Origin of the sequence: Gilliamella sp. B14384G12 (genome assembly GCF_016101825.1) — a bacterium.
Lineage (GTDB): Bacteria > Pseudomonadota > Gammaproteobacteria > Enterobacterales > Orbaceae > Gilliamella > Gilliamella apicola_N.
This window is the reverse complement of the sequence record NZ_JACFPU010000018.1, coordinates 1-17,496: the sequence shown is the minus strand read 5'-3', so window position 1 is coordinate 17,496 and position 17,496 is coordinate 1. Positions and strand designations below refer to the sequence as shown.

Below are 17,496 nucleotides of genomic sequence, written 5' to 3'. Positions count from 1 at the left end.
TCCTCATTACTCTTGGTAAGCTAATTTATAAAGGGCATAGGTTAACGCTTTGATACCTTCGACTAAATCTTCAGTTTTGGTATCTTCGGCGGTATTATGGCTAATGCCTTTGATACTTGGTACAAACAGCATGGCGGTAGGTACTCGTGGCGCAAAAATTTGTGAATCATGACCTGCACCGCTGTGCATTACACGATAGCTGAGCTTTTCTTCTTTGCAGATGTCTTCTAACATATGGATTAATTTGTCGTTCATTGGAATGGGATCTTCATCCATCCAGCAATTTATATCAATTTCAAGCCCTAGCTCTTTGGCAATACGCACCATATCGGCTTCGATTTCTTCAGTAAATCCAACTAATTCTGATTTATTGGTATGGCGACAATCCATGGTAAATAGCACTTCACCTGGTACAACGTTAACCACATTGGGTTTTGGTTCAACATGACCAAAAGTAAGCACGAGTGGATCACCTATTTTTAGTGCTTTATTAATGGATTCATGACATATACGACTAAAGGCATACACCGCATCTTTACGGTATCCCATTGGAGTCGTGCCTGCATGGTTGGCTTCTCCAATCAGTCTGATGTTATAACGGCGCTGACCGACAATACTGGTCACAACTCCAATGCTTTTTTGTTCTTTTTCAAGTACGCCGCCTTGCTCTATATGAATTTCTAGAAAAGCTTTGATATCGCTGCGTGCAGGTTGAGTACTGAATTGAAATCCGCAGGCTTGCATGGCATCAACAAATCTGACGCCTTCCACATCAGTGATATTTTCAACATCTTTTTTGTTTGCAATCGCAAAAACATTTTTACTGCCCCAAAATACATATGGAAAACGGCTGCCTTCTTCTTCAGCCATTGAGATAATCTCAAGTGTACGAAGAGGTTGACCATAGTTTTCTTTTAGGTATTGCATGGCAAGTAAGGCGGCAATAATACCGAGTTGCCCATCTAACTTTCCACCATTGACAACTGTATCAACATGCGAACCTGACATAATGATCTGATCTTTATATTTACTACCTTCAAAGCGACCATATAAATTGCCAACATCATCAAAATAGCTTTGCATACCGATATTGGTCATGCGTTCTTTCAATGCATTTTGTGCTGCCAGCCATTGAGGCGTATAAAGTAAACGCGTGGTTCCACCTTGTTCTAGTCCCCCAAAACTTGATATCCATTCCACTGCGTTTGCCACATCATCATATAAGATTTTCATAAGCATCTACCTGTTTTTAATCTTTCTATTCTTAAGAATTATTCTGGTTATGTTTGCTAAGTAACATACTATTAATAGCAAATAATAATGTGATCAAACACTCTTTTTTAGTTTTATAAAATTTAATTAAATTAATAAGTTACTATTATAAAAAATTTTTTAATAATCAAGTATCATTATGATTTTTATGTGAATTTTTTCTGATAATAAGTTATTGAATTGTGACATCTAACCTATTTATTCGCCGTTTTTTTCGTAATATATAAATAGCGTGTGATTTTAAATTTGATAGATAAAGGTATAACGATCTATCGGCGTATAGTAAATACCATTTGTAATCGATATCTATCATTTTAGATTTATTGCATATTTAAAAATAAATAATTACTAAATAATTGAGAGGCAATTCTCATGATTCAATCTTTCATAAAAAAAGGGAGCTTTCAAGATTCAGTCAGTTTAATGTTAATTTCAAAAAAACTGAGTAATCTTGATGAAGTTGATGAGGTTTCTGTCATGATGGGGACTCCAGCCAATAAATCCTTGCTTACAGCAACGGGTTTTTGGAGTGATAAGTTTAATGATGCAACACCCAATGATATTTGCGTTGCTATTAAAACGCATAACGATTCAATTAATGTTGTGGATTTAATCAGTACACAGCTTGAAGATGCTTTAAAAAATATCGCCCAGCAACAACAAGGTGGCAGTAAATTACTTAAAGCAAGGCGTTATGCTAGCGCGACCCAAAAATTACCTGATGCTAATTTAGTTCTGATATCGATTGCTGGTGAATACGCAGCAGAACTTGCCGAACAAGCCATAGATGATAATAAAAATGTCATGATATTTTCCGATAATGTGCCTGTGAATGATGAAATTCGCCTAAAAACTAAGGCTTCGAGTAAAGATTTGATTGTGATGGGGCCTGATTGTGGTACGGCTATTATTGCTGGTGCACCGCTAGCTTTTGCAAATGTAATTCCTAAGGGGAATATTGGTGTAATTGGTGCATCGGGTACAGGTATTCAAGAAATCATCTCACAAATTGCTTTATTAAACCAAGGTATTACGCAAGCTATTGGTTTGGGTGGGCGCGATTTATCACAAGAGGTAGGGGGAATAAGTGCTCTGACAGCCTTAAAGATGCTTGCCGCAGATGAGCAAAGTCAAGTCATTACTTTTATTTCAAAACCACCTGCTGAAAGTGTGCGAGAAAAAGTTATTACTGCCATGAAGCTGATTAATAAGCCTATCGTGGCGCTGTTTTTAGGATCAACTATCGACAAAGTACAAGATGAGAATATCTATTTTGCTAAAACATTAGATCAAGCAGCACGTTTAGCTTGTTTGCTAGCCAAAGTAGAAGTGGCAGCACACGCATTACCAAAAGTAACCAAGCAAACGATTTCAGGACTTTATACCGGTGGAACTTTGGCGTCAGAAGCCGCGATGTTACTTGCACAGGAGTTGCATTTATCAATCAATGAAAATCATGATAAAGGCATAATGCTTGACGAAAATGGTCATAAAATTATTGATCTTGGTGATGATTTTTATACTGTTGGGCGTCCTCATCCAATGATCGACCCCTCGATTCGTGAACAAGAAATTAGTAAGTTAGGGGAACAAAAGACAGTTGGCGTAGTATTACTTGATTTGGTGATTGGTTATGGTGCTAATCCTAATCCTGCTGAATCAATGATTGCCGGTTATAAAGCCGCCTGCGCACAGCGTTCAAGCGATAATCCATTAATCGCTATTGCAACAGTAACCGGCTCACAGCAAGATCCACAATGCCGTAGCCAACAAATTGATGCCTTAACTGAAAATAACATTGTGGTAATGGACAACTTGCCAGAAGTGGTATTATTAGCTAAAAAATTAATTACGCCAACAAAATCAACGGGTTCACTTAAAACATATCCATTGCTTAATCATATAAGTGTAATCAATGCTGGACTGCGCAGTTTTGCGGAAGATCTTCAATCATTCAATGTGCCTGTTGTGCATTATCAATGGGCACCAATAGCTGGCGGAAATCAAAAATTAGCGGCTATTTTAAAAAAATTAAATTAAGAGGTTTTGACGTATGAATAGAGCAATTAATGAAGCAAACCAAGCCATTATTGAGCGAATTAGAGCCGCTAGACCACATTGGATTGGGGTAGTTGCTGCGAAAGAAGCTGTACCGACTTTAGCACAAGGTTATAAATTATTACATGCAGGCCCTCCCATTACTTGGCAAGATATGACTGGTCCAATGCAGGGAGCTTGCATTGGTGCATGTTTGTTTGAAAATTGGGCGAGCGATGAAAAACACGCTTTAGATTTACTGGCAAATGGTAAGGTTGAATTCATTCCATGTCACAGCGTTAATGCAGTTGGACCAATGGGAGGAATAACTTCGGCAAATATGCCAATGTTGGTTGTTGAAAACATCACTCATGGTAATCGAGCATACTGCAATTTAAACGAAGGTATTGGTAAAGTCATGCGCTTTGGTGCCTATGGTGAGGAAGTGCTTAATCGTCACCATTGGATGAAAGAGTCCTTAGGACCAGCATTAAATGATGCCCTTAAACTATTTGAAAATGGCATTGATCTTACTGCGTTAATAGCGCAAGCCATTACTATGGGGGATGAGTTTCACCAACGTAATATTGCAGCCTCGGCGTTATTGCTTAGAACCTTGTCACCCAAATTAGCTCTACTTGATCGCAATAAAACAGAAATGGCGAAAATTTTTGACTTTTTAAGTGTCACTGATCAATTCTTTCTAAACCTAGCGATGGCGTATTGTAAATCGGTTATGGACAGTGCAGCAAAAATTCAAGAAGGTACTATTGTTACTGTTATGACACGTAATGGTAAAGACTTTGGTATTAAAGTGAGTGGCTTAGGTGATGAATGGTTTACAGCCCCTGTTAATACTCCGCAAGGACTATTTTTCACGGGTTATTCACAAAACGAAGCCAATCCAGATATTGGTGATAGTGCGATTACTGAAACCTTTGGGATCGGTGGTGCTGCCATGGTAGCAGCGCCAGGGGTAACTCGCTTCGTTGGTGCTGGTGGCGCGGATGTTGCATATGAAGTATTTGAAGAGATGAGTGAAATCTATCTTGACCATAACATGCTGTTACAAATTCCATCTTGGAACTTCCAAGGATGTTGTTTGGGTCTTGATGTTCGCCGTGTTGTTGAAACGGGCATCACTCCCTTGATTAATACGGGTATTGCCCACAAACAGGCAGGTGTGGGTCAAATTGGTGCAGGAACGGTACGTGCTCCATTAGCCTGTTTTGAAAAAGCACTTGAGGCATTAGCTAAAAAACTTAAAGTTTAATTTATGAAATGTAGTTATGCAGAAAATGAATTACTAAAAAAAGCGATAAGTACTTCACTTACAGCAACATCATTCACTGCCGATGCGGATCGGCAGTATTGCTTGTCATTACCCCAAAATGGCTTACTGCAAATTAAACCTTTAATTATTAGTGCTCATGCACCAACCGTAAAAAGCAACTTATCGCTATTTAGTTTGCATCAACATACCATTAATTTAATTAATCAAGAGCAACAATTGCTGACTTTACATCGTTATGGCAGTGGCTTATCGCCTATGGGCTGGGTTCTTAAGACTAATGATTTTGATGTAATAAAATCTAGGCTAGCTAATGGTCATTTAACCATAACACAACAGATTAATGGTGATTTAATACTGGGTGATATTCGGTTAAGTTATAACACACATATTTGCCATATGACGGTAAAGCGTAGATTACACACCCAATTAGATAAAACGGGGATTAGGCAACGATTCATGCAGCTAGATTACCCAACGGGTTTATTTGGTTTTCTTAGAGAAAATATTGTCGATAATCCCGCGCCAGAACTGGTGATTTTGTGTGAAAGGTTGAATCGGTTAATGTTGGGGCAACATGCGGATATTACTCAATTTATTGGTTTAGGTCCCGGCTTAACGCCTAGCTTTGATGATATTATAGTTGGGATGATTGCGGTACTGGTCAGTGATCATCGTTTTAAGCCCAAAATACAACAATTAAAAACAGCAATGCTGGCTTTACCCTTAGAGACGTTGACAACAACAATTAGTGCTACGTTTTTAAAATATGCGTTACAAGGTCAATTCTCATTATCTGTTTTGGATGTCATTGAACGGCTTAATCAGCATAAGTATGACCATTGTGCTATTCATAATCTTTTAAATTATGGACATACATCGGGCGCCGATCTTTTATTGGGGATTTGGTTGGGTATTGATCGTTTTGTTATAAAGGACTGAATAATGTTAGATACAGAAACTATGCGAACTTTCACAAAAGTTGCTGAGTGTAAAAGTTTTTCCAAAGCAGCCAAACTGTTATTTAAAACACCCGCTGCCATTAGCTATCGCATCAAATCATTGGAAACCGATCTTAATACTCAATTGTTTGAACGCACAACACGTACTGTATCGTTAACACTTGCCGGTCAACATCTTTATGAACATTGTAGCCAATGGCTACTATGGTTAACCACCATGCCAGAAGAACTGCATCAAATCCGCGATGGTGTTGAACGCAAAATCAATCTGACCATCAATAATTTGCTCTATGATGTTGATGCTGTCACTGATCTGTTAAGTTATTTGCAAGAAAAATTTCCATTTACTAATTTTACATTTAATCGGCAGGTATATATGGGCGTTTGGGATTCGTTATTGCATGGTGAATATCATCTTGCTATTGGCGCAACGGGAACGGAGTCATTAGATAATATGATTAATATTTTCCCATTAGGTGAAATTAATTGGGTTTTTGTCGCCGCAAAAAATCATCCTATCACTCATTTAGAAGGGCCGTTATCAAACGAAACGTTACGCAAATATCCCGCAATCAATATAGAAGATACATCAGTTCATATGAATAAACGCGTAGCATGGTTACTGCCAAGCCAATCCGAAATTATTGTGCCTAACATCACAACCAAATTATCGTGTCATTTAAAAGGGCTGGGGATAGGTTTTTTACCGCGTTCGGTTTGTCAAAAGTATTTGGATTCGGGTGATTTAATTGAATGCCAAGTAATTAATGAACGTAAACCATCGCCTCTATCCTTAGCTTGGAAAAAGTCACATATGGGAAAAGTGATGAGTGAAATTGTTAATTTATTTAAATTTCACCATCCATTAGCCAATAGTTTTTTAAAAAATATTGATATAAAAAGATAAATAATTCATCACAACTAAACGTGATTGTTAACAAATAAACAAGAAATAACTAAAGGAAAATCACATGTTAGATTTAGATAAATATGATCAAATTAATCCGCCAGCTCGATTATTGATGGGACCGGGTCCAATTAATGCTGATCCACGTGTAACGCGAGCAATGGCTGCGCCTTTAATTGGTCAATTCGATCCTGTTATGACTGATTATATGAACCAAACGATGGCGCTTTATCGTGACATTTTTAAAACCAAAAATGAACAAACTTTTGTTATTGATGGTACAGCTAGAGCAGGGATTGAAGCCGTTCTTGTGTCAACTATTCGTCCTGGTGATAAAGTGTTAGTGCCAATATTTGGTCGATTTGGTTTATTACTTTGTGAAATCGCTCACCGCTGCCGAGCTGATGTGCATACTATCGAAGTACCATGGGGTGAAATATTCGATCCTAATGTAATTGAAGATGCCATTAAAAAAATTAAGCCACGTTTGCTACTTTGTGTGCAAGGTGATACATCAACTACATTACTTCAACCATTAGATAAAATTGGTGAAATTTGTCGTAGACATGGTGTGCTGTCTTACGTAGATGCAACCGCTTCAATTGTTGGTAACGTTTTAGAAGTTGATAAATGGCAACTTGATGGGGTATCTGTTAGTTTGCAAAAATGTTTGAGTGGACCTCCGGGTGTGGCTCCTTTAACGTTAAGTCCAAAAATGGTTGAAATCATCCAAGCACGCAAATGTGTTGAACTTGGTATTCGCGCTGAAGGCGATAGTAGTGGCAGTGATGAAATGATTTATTCCAACTATTTCGATATTGATATGATCATTCGTTATTGGGGATCAGAACGAATTAACCATCATACTGAAGCTACTTCTATGCTTTATGCTGCTAGAGAGTGTGCTCGCATTGTATTACAAGAAGGTTTGGATAATGTTATAGAACGTCATCGCATAAATGGTGCGGCTATGGTGGCTGGTTTACAAGCAATGGGACTTGAATTGTTTGGCGATATTAACCATAAAATGAATAATGTAGTTGGGGTGATACGTCCAGAACATATTAACGATCAAGAAGTGCGTAACTTAATGCTTAATGATTTTGGTATTGAAATAGGTGCGTCTTTTGGTCCTCTTAAAGGTAATGTTTGGCGTATTGGCACCATGGGTTATAACGCTAGAAAACCGTGTGTTTTACAAACATTAACCGCCTTTGAAGCGGTATTAAATCGTGTTGGTTTTAAAACCGTTCAAGGCGCTGGATTACAAGCTGCTTGGGATATTTATCAAAAGTAAAATTGTACTATTGATAATAAACGCTCATCTATTTGAGTTAACCTTACATCCATTGCAACCTAAGCGATGGATGTAACCATGGTGTAACACATTGCGTAACATAAAACGTTATTGATCGCAAAATTACATGGCAAAGCATAGTGTTTTGGAACACTGAAAAGCTTAGCACCCTTGGTGTCAGCTTATTAGGGATAATATTATACTTACGGAAATTTATTGGCTTTATAGCTGACCAATCTGGAGGAAGTTATAATGAAGCTATAATAATGCGTTTATGTTTATAGTGATATTACTTATTGTATCCTCGATATTAACCTTTTTTATCCAAACAATGAAGCAATAAAACTCCGAGATAGTAACTTTACAAAGTGCTAAGTAAAGTCCTGATTTTTTATTGTTGAGTTTAAAAAAGATCTCACGCTAAGATTACGTATTACTTTTTAATCATTTAATGCACTTCAAAAAGTAAATAGTATAATAAAATCTGAATATTAATTTGCATTATTTGTCTCAAAAGCTATTATGGTTTTCACATTTATTTAAAGATAGGAATAACCATGATTAAGTCTTGTTTTTCGTTAATTTTATCCGCTTTTTTATTACTCACTAGTCATTTTAGTTATGCTGATAAAGATATAACTTATGTCGTCGGTGCGGGGGGCACATATCGTCCGTTTGAATATGAAAATACTCAACGCCAATTAGAGGGGTTTGATATTGATATCATCCAAGCAATTGCTGATATGGAAAATTTTAATATCAAATTGATTAATACACCTTGGGACAGTATTTTTGCCAGTTTGAACAATGGTGAACGAGACATCATTATTTCAGGTATTACTATTACCGATAAACGCAAAAAATCGGTAGATTTCTCGTTACCTTACTTTCCTGCTGAACAAGTTGTTGTAACGCAAGCACACTCCAGTATTACTTCATTGGAAGATTTAAAAACCAAAACAGTAGGCGTTGTAAATGGTAGTACAGCAGATGTGGTTGTTTCAAAAGTTTTAGGAATGAATAGCAAAGCGATAAAGCGTTTTGATAATACGCCTCTTTTATTACAAGATCTTTATGAAGAAGGGATTGATGCTGCGGTTAGTGATGTTGGGGTGGTTAAGTTCTATATTAAAATGCATCCCGGAAAAGATTTCAATCTAATTGCTGATCAAAACTTCGAGCCTCAATATTTTGGTATAGCTGTTGCTAAAGGTAATGATAAATTACTTAATAGTATTAACGAAGGACTTAAAAAAATTATTGCCAATGGTACTTATGCAACCATTTATGCTAAATGGTTTGATGAAAATGTACCAACTCTACCCATTAATTAATCGACAATTACAGGATCATTTTATTTATGCAGTTTAATTGGGAAGTAATTAGTGATTATTTGCCTCTGTTTATTGATGGGGCAATAATGACCATCACCTGTACGATAGTTTGTGTGGTGTTTGGTACCCTTTGGGGATTAATGTTAGGTCTTGGTCGAGTTGCTGAAGTGAAGCACGGCATTTATAAATATGTTTTATTATTAGTAGTAAAATGGCCAGTTAAAATTTATGTAAGTGCATTTCGGGGTACACCGTTATTTGTACAAATTATGGTTATGTACTTTGTTATCATGCCATTTCTGTTACATCCTCGAGAGGGTATTTTAGTCTCTGATTATTTGATCTCACCTGAAACCGCGCGTTTTTTACGAGTGCAATATGGCGCATTTATCTCTTGTGTTTTAGCAATAACTTTAAATGCTGGAGCTTACATTTCTGAAATCTTTAGAGCGGGCATTCAATCTATTGATAAAGGACAAATGGAAGCAGCACGATCACTGGGCATGAGTTATGGTAGCACCATGCGTAAGGTAATTTTACCACAAGCTTTTCGACGCATGCTTCCACCTTTAGGTAATAATGCAATTGCAATTTTAAAAGATTCTTCATTAGGTTCCGCTATCGGATTGATCGATTTAGCGTATGCGGCAAGAACGGCTGGTGCAGCCAATGCTGTCTATACCGAACCTTATTTAGTTATCTCTTTAATTTACTGGTCTATGACATTTTTGCTGTCATTACTGGTTAAATATATGGAAAAAAGGTTAGGTAAAAGTGATTCACATTAATAATCTACAAAAGCAATTTGGTGATATTCATGTATTAAGAGGTATAACGTGCGATATCCAAGAAAAAGAGGTTATTTCAATTATTGGTCCGTCAGGATCGGGTAAAAGTACCTTTTTGCGTTGCATAAATGGGTTAGAAGATATCACCTCAGGTGAAATTGAAGTTAATGGCTTTAAAGTTCATGACCCTAAAATCAATATCAATCGCTTGCGCGAATCAGTGGGAATAGTGTTTCAACGTTTTAATCTGTTTCCACATATGACTGTGTTAGAAAATTTGATTTTAGCACCTCGTGATGTCAAAAAAATGGCCAAAACCGATGCTATTACCAAAGCAGAAAGTTTACTTATAAAAGTCGGACTAATTGATAAGATTGATGCTTACCCAAGTCAACTTTCAGGTGGTCAACAACAGCGTGTTGCCATTGCCAGAGCTTTGATGATGGATCCTAAAGTGATGTTATTTGATGAACCAACTTCAGCGCTTGATCCTGAATTGGTTGGTGAAGTACTAGCCGTTATGAAATCATTGGCACAAGAGGGTATGACGATGGTGGTTGTCACTCACGAAATGGGTTTTGCTAGAGAGATGTCCAGCCGAGTCATTTTTATTGATCAGGGAATTATTCAAGAACAAGGATCACCTGAGCAGATCTTCAAAAATCCACAAAACGAACGTACCCAGTTATTTTTAAGTAAAGTACTCTAGGTGTTTATGTAGTCAATGATTTGCACAAAAAAACCGTTCTTATGAAGTGACCCCCAATAGTTGGACAACCAATTACTGGGGTTTTTTTATTGATAAAATTTGAGCAATTAAGCTTTATATTTTTTCATTACAATTGAAGCATTAGTACCACCAAAGCCAAAGCTATTTGACATAACTGTTGTCAATTCACGTTCGGTTGGTTCAGTAATAATATTCATGCCAACTGCTGCTTCGTCTAATTCATCAATATTAATACTTGGTGTAATAAAGCCATGCTCAAGCATTAATAATGAATAGATAAGTTCTTGTGCGCCTGTTGCACTTAATGAGTGACCAGTCATTGACTTAGTTGATGAGATTGCTGGAATATTGTCACCAAACACTTGTTTGATCGCCCATAACTCTTTTACATCACCAACAGGGGTTGATGTACCATGAGTATTGATATAATCAACTGGCACATCTAAATCTTGAATAGCAAGTTGCATACAACGCATTGCCCCTTCGCCAGATGGTGCAACCATATCATAACCATCTGATGTAGCACCATAACCGACTAACTCACCGTAGATATGAGCGCCACGGGCTAATGCATGCTCTAACTCTTCAACGACAACCATACCCGCCCCACCAGCAATAACAAATCCATCACGATTAGCATCATAAGCTCGTGATGCTTTTTCTGGGCAGTCGTTATATTTAGTTGATAGCGCACCCATTGCGTCAAATTCGCAAGACATCTCCCAACAAAGCTCTTCACCACCACCGGCAAAAACAATATCCTGTTTACCTAGTTGAATAAGTTCAGCTGCGTGACCAATACAGTGCACAGACGTTGCACAAGCTGAGGTCATAGAATAGCTCACACCTTTAATTTTAAATGGTGTAGCTAAACAAGCTGAAATTGCCGATGACATTGATTTTGTCACAGCATAAGGACCAACACCACGTAATCCTTTTTCTTTCATACCTGCAACGACGTTATATTGAGTTTTAGTTGAACCGCCATAACCTGCAATTAAACCAGTACGTGGATTAGAGACTTGTTCTGGAGTTAATTTAGCGTCTTCAATAGCTTGTTGTAAAGCAAGATAACCATAAATAGAAGCATCATTCATAAAGCGAACTATTTTACGATCAATAAGGCCTGTCGTGTCTAATTTAACATTTCCGCAAACATGGCTACGCATTCCGCTATCTTTCATTTCTTGTGAAAAGGTAATACCACTACGGCCGATTTTTAAAGATTCCAAAACTTCTTTGGTATTATTTCCAATACTTGAAAGAATTCCTAACCCTGTTATAACAACGCGTTTCATACAATATTCAGCTCCTAAATTATATGCTTCTAACAAAAATTAGTGTGATTATAGCGTACACTTGTAAGCTCAACAATACCTGAGTAATTTTTTTATCTTTCTTTTTTAATTAATACATTGATTATTAATATATTATTTAGGTAAATTTAGCTTTACATTGATTAAAAATTATTAAATTATTGATAGTTAATGACTCAAGTTTACCAAGTTAATATGATTAAATCGCAACATACTTGCAGAGCTTAATACAGTTAATATATACTGTATATAAATACAGTTTATGGTGATGCAAAATGAATGAAAAAATGGTTACTAAGCTTGAGATATTAGCTGAATCGGCAAAGTATGATGTCTCGTGTTCATCAAGCGGATCAATCCGTGGCAATAAAAATAAAGGCATTGGTAATGCAAACAAAAGTGGTCTTTGCCACACATTTACTGCCGATGGGCGATGCGTATCGTTACTTAAAATTATGTTAACTAATTACTGTATGTTTGATTGTGCTTATTGTATTAACCGACAAAGTAACGATATTCCTCGAGCGGGTTTTACTCCGCGCGAACTGGCTGATCTGACCATTGAATTTTATCGCCGTAACTATATCGAAGGATTATTTATAAGTTCGGGCATTGTGCGCAGCCCTGATCACACTATGGAACGCATGATCCGCGTAGTGAAAATTCTACGTACTGAGTATCATTTTAATGGCTATATTCATATGAAAGCGATCCCTGGTGCCAGTGATGAACTGATTAATCAAGCTGGATTATTGGTTGATAGAATGAGTGTTAATTTAGAAATTCCAACCGAAGAAAATCTTAAATTACTTGCGCCAGATAAAGATCATAAAAGTATCTACCAACCTATGCGCCAAATTCATCAAAATCTACTTGAGAACATTGAAGATCGTAAAAAATTTAAATCTACACCAAAATTTGTACCAGCAGGGCAGAGCACACAAATGATTATTGGTGCAACCGATGAATCGGACAAACAGATATTACAACTAACAGCCAAACTCTATAAGCGACCGAGCATGAAACGAGTCTATTATTCAGGATTCGTTCCTGTAAACGGTTATGATAAACGTTTGCCAGTAGTGCAAGATGTACCGCGCGTACGTGAAAATAGGCTGTATCAAGCCGATTGGTTATTACGATTTTATGACTTTAATGTTGATGAAATTGTTAATGATAGATATCCAGATCTTGATTTAACGGTTGATCCTAAACTTTCTTGGGCGATCCGTAATCCACAGTTTTTTCCAGTTGATATTAATCGTGATAGTTATCAAAAAATATTACGGGTACCCGGTATCGGTGTAAAATCTGCCAAATTAATTGTTATGGCAAGGCGTCATCGTCGGTTAACATTTGAAGCACTCAAACGGATCGGTGTGGTATTAAAGCGCGCACAATTTTTTATTATTTGTCATGATATGAAAAAATTTAAAATACTTGACTCATCAGCCGAATATATCAAGCTATCTTTGCAAGATACACCATTGTTAGAAGATAAAGCAATTTATCAACCACAACAACTCGTAATGGGGTGGTAACGCATGTTAGCGTTTTATTACGAAAAAAGCTTTGAAGGTGTGCTATGCGCGGTATTTGATGCTTTTAAACTCAAAAAAATGCCAGAATGTTTATTAGCTACAGGACAGGTAGAACCACTACTTGTGACAGATAGGCATCATGTAGAATTTTGTGAATTTAAGTATGAACGGGTGCGTGTTGCATTAATCAAAAAATTGAGTAAAACTGCTTTACGACAATTAATGTATGTATGGTTATCTGAATTACCCGATAGCGACTTAATCATCTTTCGATATATTTGCAAAGTGTTTAAAGCCACAAAATCTATCGAAACTGATTTTGCCGATCCCGATGTATTAACCGTGCGTGAAATTGCAAAAAAAGTAAGTAATGAACGTCATCGTATATTAGAGTTTATTCGTTTTAATGCTATAAAAAATCCACTAAAAAAAACTTATAAACAAGCATCAGATGATGACGAAAACGAAGAATGCGAAAAGATCTACTTCTCTGTGATAGGTCCTATTTATAACGTGCTACCTTTGGTACTAACTTTTTTTAAAGAACGCTTTGCTGATCAAAAATGGGCGATATATGACGAAAAGCGCCAATATGGTTATGTCTATGATTTGAATAGTATAGAACAGGTATCATTGATTGATAAAGATGATTTAATTATTAACAGTCAAGTTAATCAAAATTATCTAACCGAGGACGAGGTACTGTTTCAAACCATGTGGCTAAGGTATTGCAATGCAATAACCATCAAAGAACGTATTAATCCAAAATTGCAACGGCAACATATGCCAAGTCGGTTTTGGCGCTATCTACCCGAAATGAAACTTGCCGTAAAAGACTACAACGGCATTTAAAAAGCTTTTACAAGACACAAAAAACCGCCAATCAAGGCGGCTTCTTAACGAATGTAACTAATTAAACTTATTGAGAATCTATATCATTAATTATGCTATTAATGCTTTCTTGGCGTTGCTGTTGTTTTTGCTCGTCAACTTTACCACCAGATGCATTAAAATCATTACGTTGGAAATAAGCATTACGCATAAAGTTATAAGGGTCATCACTACTTTTGAGTAAATCTTCATACTCAATTGCTACAGCACGTGCTTCAATACCATCAAATACGCCACGAACTAATGCCCATTCCCAATCTAACCAGACAAGTGGTGGATACAAGGTATCAACAATATCACCACCTTCTTGGCGAAGGGTAGCTGAACCATAGAAAGGTAACACTACATAAGGACCATAAGGCATATCATAATGGCCTAATACATCACCAAAACTTTGTTTAGAACCTTTTTGTAATTGTGGGTCAGCCATACCGGCTACATCAAATAAACCAGCAACACCAAAAATGGTATTTAAAAAGAATCGAGCTAAATGTTTGCCTGCTTCATGCCCCTCACCTTGTAGCACACTATTAACCATTGATGCGGGTTCAGAAAGGTTAGATGAAACATTAACAACCCCTTTACGTATTGGTGTAGGTACATAATCTTTCCAAACAACTGCGGCAGGTCGCAAAATGTAAGGATCAAGCGCATAATAGTTAACATTAAACATAGTTTTATTGAACCCAGATAATGGGTCACTGTAGCTATTTGTCTCAGGCTGATAGGTTGCACAACTTGTCAGTGCTAAAACCGAAAACATCATACCTATTATTCTTTTTTTCATAATGTTACCGAATAAAAATGATAAAGTGTTGAATAGGCATGATTGTATCATGTTTGTTCAAAATAGAAAATTTTTCATGAATTAAATGGCAATGTTTGTTTAAATTTATTAAAATGCTTGCCACTATGACCTCATAGTTAAATGGATATAACGAGCCCCTCCTAAGGGCTAATTGCAGGTTCGATTCCTGCTGGGGTCAAAACCAGGAAAAGAAGCTACACGATTGAAAACGATATTAATTGATTGAAAACGACAGTATTTTATTAACCTCATTTAGAAAATACCGTAAATGTGAACTGTAAAATCTCAAAAATCTCTAAAAGCCATAAAATCTAAAAACGCCTAGACTGAAAAAGCCTCTATTTATATATTATCCTATTGAAGTCCAAATAATTTATCATTGCTTGTCTCTATTTTAATCATCTTTTTTGATTTTCTGTCAATCATCAAACAGTATATTTAATGAAAAGTGTTTTCATCTCTCTTAGAAAAACGCTATTTATATGACATACCAATTTAATACTTTGTAAGATTATTTAATTTGAAAAAAATTATAAAATAGTAAGCAATATCATAGTGATAAATAGAATCAATAATTCTATAGTTTAAGAAAAGTTGTTAAAAAGAGTAGATAATGTTTATAGGTATTATTTAATGGCTAGCCACCATCGTTTATCAAAGGGAATAAGCAAATTGTTTAATCTTATTTAAAAATAGTGCTAAAGATATTACAAAATAAATATTTTAAGTTTTTGTTTTAATATTTTCTACTGTTAGGAGGATATGAATTTATAAGCAAAATCGTTTATCGTTTTTTTTATCTCTGTAAAGAAATTGAATAATACGTTCTTGCTGTATGGGTAATGTCATAGCAGTAGTTAAAACAGGATATATCGCGTATTAAAAATAATCGTTAAGTAAAAGTACTTCTGCCAAATATGAGAAATTACAAAGCAGGTCAATCATTATTGATAAACGCAAATTTGTGTAATACTCAATTAACAATTATCAATACAAGCTAAATTTAGTTTTGCAAAGCCGATTACTAATTTGCATTAACTTTTGTTGATTTTTTACCCTTAAAGAATGCAGTTAATTGTTGATTAACTATCATAAGGTTAATTTTTAATCTAATTACATGATATTTTAGAGCAGATTATTTTAGTTTTATCACTAGGTTTTGTAATCCTATCATCAAAATTACATATAATTTAATTAATAATATTTAGGAATTTGTTAAAAAAATCAAATAATAGAATAAAAATTATTGTATAGTAATAAGTTGTTAAGTAATAATAAGAAACTTTATTAAATGAGGTGATTAGAAAGAAAAATTCCTCTGATGATAAACACCAGAGGATCATATGCAAGGGATGACGCATATAAGGAGAAAGTGGTTAAATAATAAAATTTTTAAAGATATTTTGTCAAATTTGATCTGATAAGAAATCGTTAAAAAAATTTCAAAATATTGAAATTGATAGCTAATCCATTAATACCTAATGTTCATGTAATTTATAGGGCAGTTATAAGATTATTTAGTTAAATATTTAGCATTAAATGTAAATTAATCGAAAATTAAAGCTAATATTTGATAAATAAATTAGTTTTCGTACAACAAAATTATAAATTTCTTAAAGAAATCTTATGTTAGCTATAAATACTTAATGTAAATTTATTTGTAAAACAGTCAAAATAAATTTCCAAAATTCAGATTTTGTTACCCTCCCTTTTTTGATAGTGTTTAGGTGAAAAATTGTTATTTATATTCTGATGATTTATTAGTGATATCAGTAAGTTATCTATTAAAATTAAATTTATAAAAACTTTAAAAAAATATTGCAAATTGCGTAAAAAAAGGTATTTTATACCTCTTTTTTAGATTGTTTTTGATCTGAACTTATCAAAAGGTTTGTGTGATAATTGTAAATTATCCTAACAATCAAAAAACAATGCAAAAAATTAGTTATAACAATAACAAAATATTTTCAGTAATCATGAAGTATTAAAAAGAGGATAACATGGATAAAGGACTAACCAATCTGGTGAATCAATTAGGCAATGGTTTAAGTCGTGGTTTAAAGAATGGTTTGGTTAATGGCGCGGGTCACAATCGCTATACGTTAAATATTGATGGTTTGCCTGCTGAGGTTTCAATCTTACAGGTTGAGGGTAATGAGCAACTTAACCAGCCTTGGCACTATACGATTACTTTTACCTGCTCGAATAAACATCTTCTTGTTGAGTCATTTCTTAACCAAAATGCCCGTTTGAGTTTTAACCCGGCAAATTCTAACAATTTAAGTGATATTGCAACGAAAGGACTTGATGCACTTAATTCCT

The 17,496-nt window shown here is 35.4% G+C and carries 13 protein-coding genes, 1 tRNA gene and 1 pseudogene; 12 read left to right on the top strand and 3 right to left on the bottom strand.

Features of this window, described 5'->3' with window-relative positions; all coding sequences use genetic code 11:
- Positions 1–6: 6 nt before the first annotated feature.
- The gene (allC, locus tag H3S73_RS13115) at positions 7–1,233 is read right to left on the bottom strand and encodes an allantoate deiminase (RefSeq protein ID WP_198236907.1); all 1,227 of its coding nucleotides are present in this window, start codon (positions 1,231–1,233) and stop codon (positions 7–9) included.
- 411 nt (positions 1,234–1,644) lie between these two features.
- On the opposite strand from allC, the gene fdrA reads away from it, so the two are divergent.
- The 8 genes from fdrA to H3S73_RS13075 all read left to right on the top strand — a co-directional run bounded on the left by fdrA (position 1,645) and on the right by H3S73_RS13075 (position 10,597).
- On the top strand, positions 1,645–3,312 hold the full coding sequence (gene fdrA / locus H3S73_RS13110; RefSeq protein WP_198236908.1) for an acyl-CoA synthetase FdrA: 1,668 nt from the start codon (positions 1,645–1,647) through the stop codon (positions 3,310–3,312).
- 13 nt (positions 3,313–3,325) lie between these two features.
- Positions 3,326–4,582 carry a DUF1116 domain-containing protein gene (locus H3S73_RS13105; protein WP_198236909.1) on the top strand — a complete coding sequence of 419 codons (1,257 nt, stop codon included), beginning with the start codon at positions 3,326–3,328 and terminating at the stop codon, positions 4,580–4,582.
- 3 nt (positions 4,583–4,585) lie between these two features.
- Positions 4,586–5,542 carry a DUF2877 domain-containing protein gene (locus H3S73_RS13100; protein WP_198236910.1) on the top strand — a complete coding sequence of 319 codons (957 nt, stop codon included), beginning with the start codon at positions 4,586–4,588 and terminating at the stop codon, positions 5,540–5,542.
- A gap of 3 nt (positions 5,543–5,545) precedes the next feature.
- Positions 5,546–6,469, top strand: coding sequence for an HTH-type transcriptional activator AllS (gene allS, locus H3S73_RS13095; RefSeq protein ID WP_198236911.1), 924 nt, complete (start codon positions 5,546–5,548; stop codon positions 6,467–6,469).
- Between the two features lie 64 nt (positions 6,470–6,533).
- On the top strand, positions 6,534–7,766 hold the full coding sequence (locus tag H3S73_RS13090; RefSeq protein WP_198236912.1) for an alanine--glyoxylate aminotransferase family protein: 1,233 nt from the start codon (positions 6,534–6,536) through the stop codon (positions 7,764–7,766).
- A gap of 557 nt (positions 7,767–8,323) precedes the next feature.
- A complete protein-coding gene (locus H3S73_RS13085) occupies positions 8,324–9,100 on the top strand; it encodes a basic amino acid ABC transporter substrate-binding protein (RefSeq protein WP_198236913.1) in 777 nt (258 codons plus the stop codon).
- A gap of 26 nt (positions 9,101–9,126) precedes the next feature.
- A complete protein-coding gene (locus H3S73_RS13080) occupies positions 9,127–9,888 on the top strand; it encodes an amino acid ABC transporter permease (RefSeq protein WP_065738932.1) in 762 nt (253 codons plus the stop codon).
- A complete protein-coding gene (locus tag H3S73_RS13075) occupies positions 9,875–10,597 on the top strand; it encodes an amino acid ABC transporter ATP-binding protein (protein WP_198236914.1) in 723 nt (240 codons plus the stop codon). The genes H3S73_RS13080 and H3S73_RS13075 overlap by 14 nt, the downstream gene beginning before the upstream one ends.
- Before the next feature lie 107 nt (positions 10,598–10,704).
- On the opposite strand, the gene fabB is transcribed toward H3S73_RS13075, so the two are convergent.
- Entirely contained in the window at positions 10,705–11,916 is a 1,212-nt protein-coding gene (fabB, locus tag H3S73_RS13070) for a beta-ketoacyl-ACP synthase I (RefSeq protein WP_110454832.1), read from the bottom strand.
- A gap of 293 nt (positions 11,917–12,209) precedes the next feature.
- Here fabB and H3S73_RS13065 point away from each other — a divergent pair, with 293 nt between their 5' ends.
- The gene (locus tag H3S73_RS13065) at positions 12,210–13,475 is read left to right on the top strand and encodes a putative DNA modification/repair radical SAM protein (protein ID WP_198236915.1); all 1,266 of its coding nucleotides are present in this window, start codon (positions 12,210–12,212) and stop codon (positions 13,473–13,475) included.
- 3 nt (positions 13,476–13,478) lie between these two features.
- Positions 13,479–14,327 carry a TIGR03915 family putative DNA repair protein gene (locus tag H3S73_RS13060; RefSeq protein WP_198229097.1) on the top strand — a complete coding sequence of 283 codons (849 nt, stop codon included), beginning with the start codon at positions 13,479–13,481 and terminating at the stop codon, positions 14,325–14,327.
- A 67-nt stretch (positions 14,328–14,394) separates the two neighbouring features.
- Here H3S73_RS13060 and H3S73_RS13055 read toward each other — a convergent pair whose 3' ends face one another.
- Entirely contained in the window at positions 14,395–15,153 is a 759-nt protein-coding gene (locus H3S73_RS13055; protein WP_198229098.1) for an MlaA family lipoprotein, read from the bottom strand.
- Positions 15,154–15,280: 127 nt separating this feature from the next.
- Between H3S73_RS13055 and H3S73_RS13050 the strand changes: the two genes are divergently transcribed.
- A tRNA-Arg gene (locus H3S73_RS13050) sits at positions 15,281–15,352 on the top strand.
- Positions 15,353–17,174: 1,822 nt separating this feature from the next.
- A pseudogene (locus H3S73_RS13045) lies at positions 17,175–17,496 on the top strand (hypothetical protein); the annotation flags it as partial.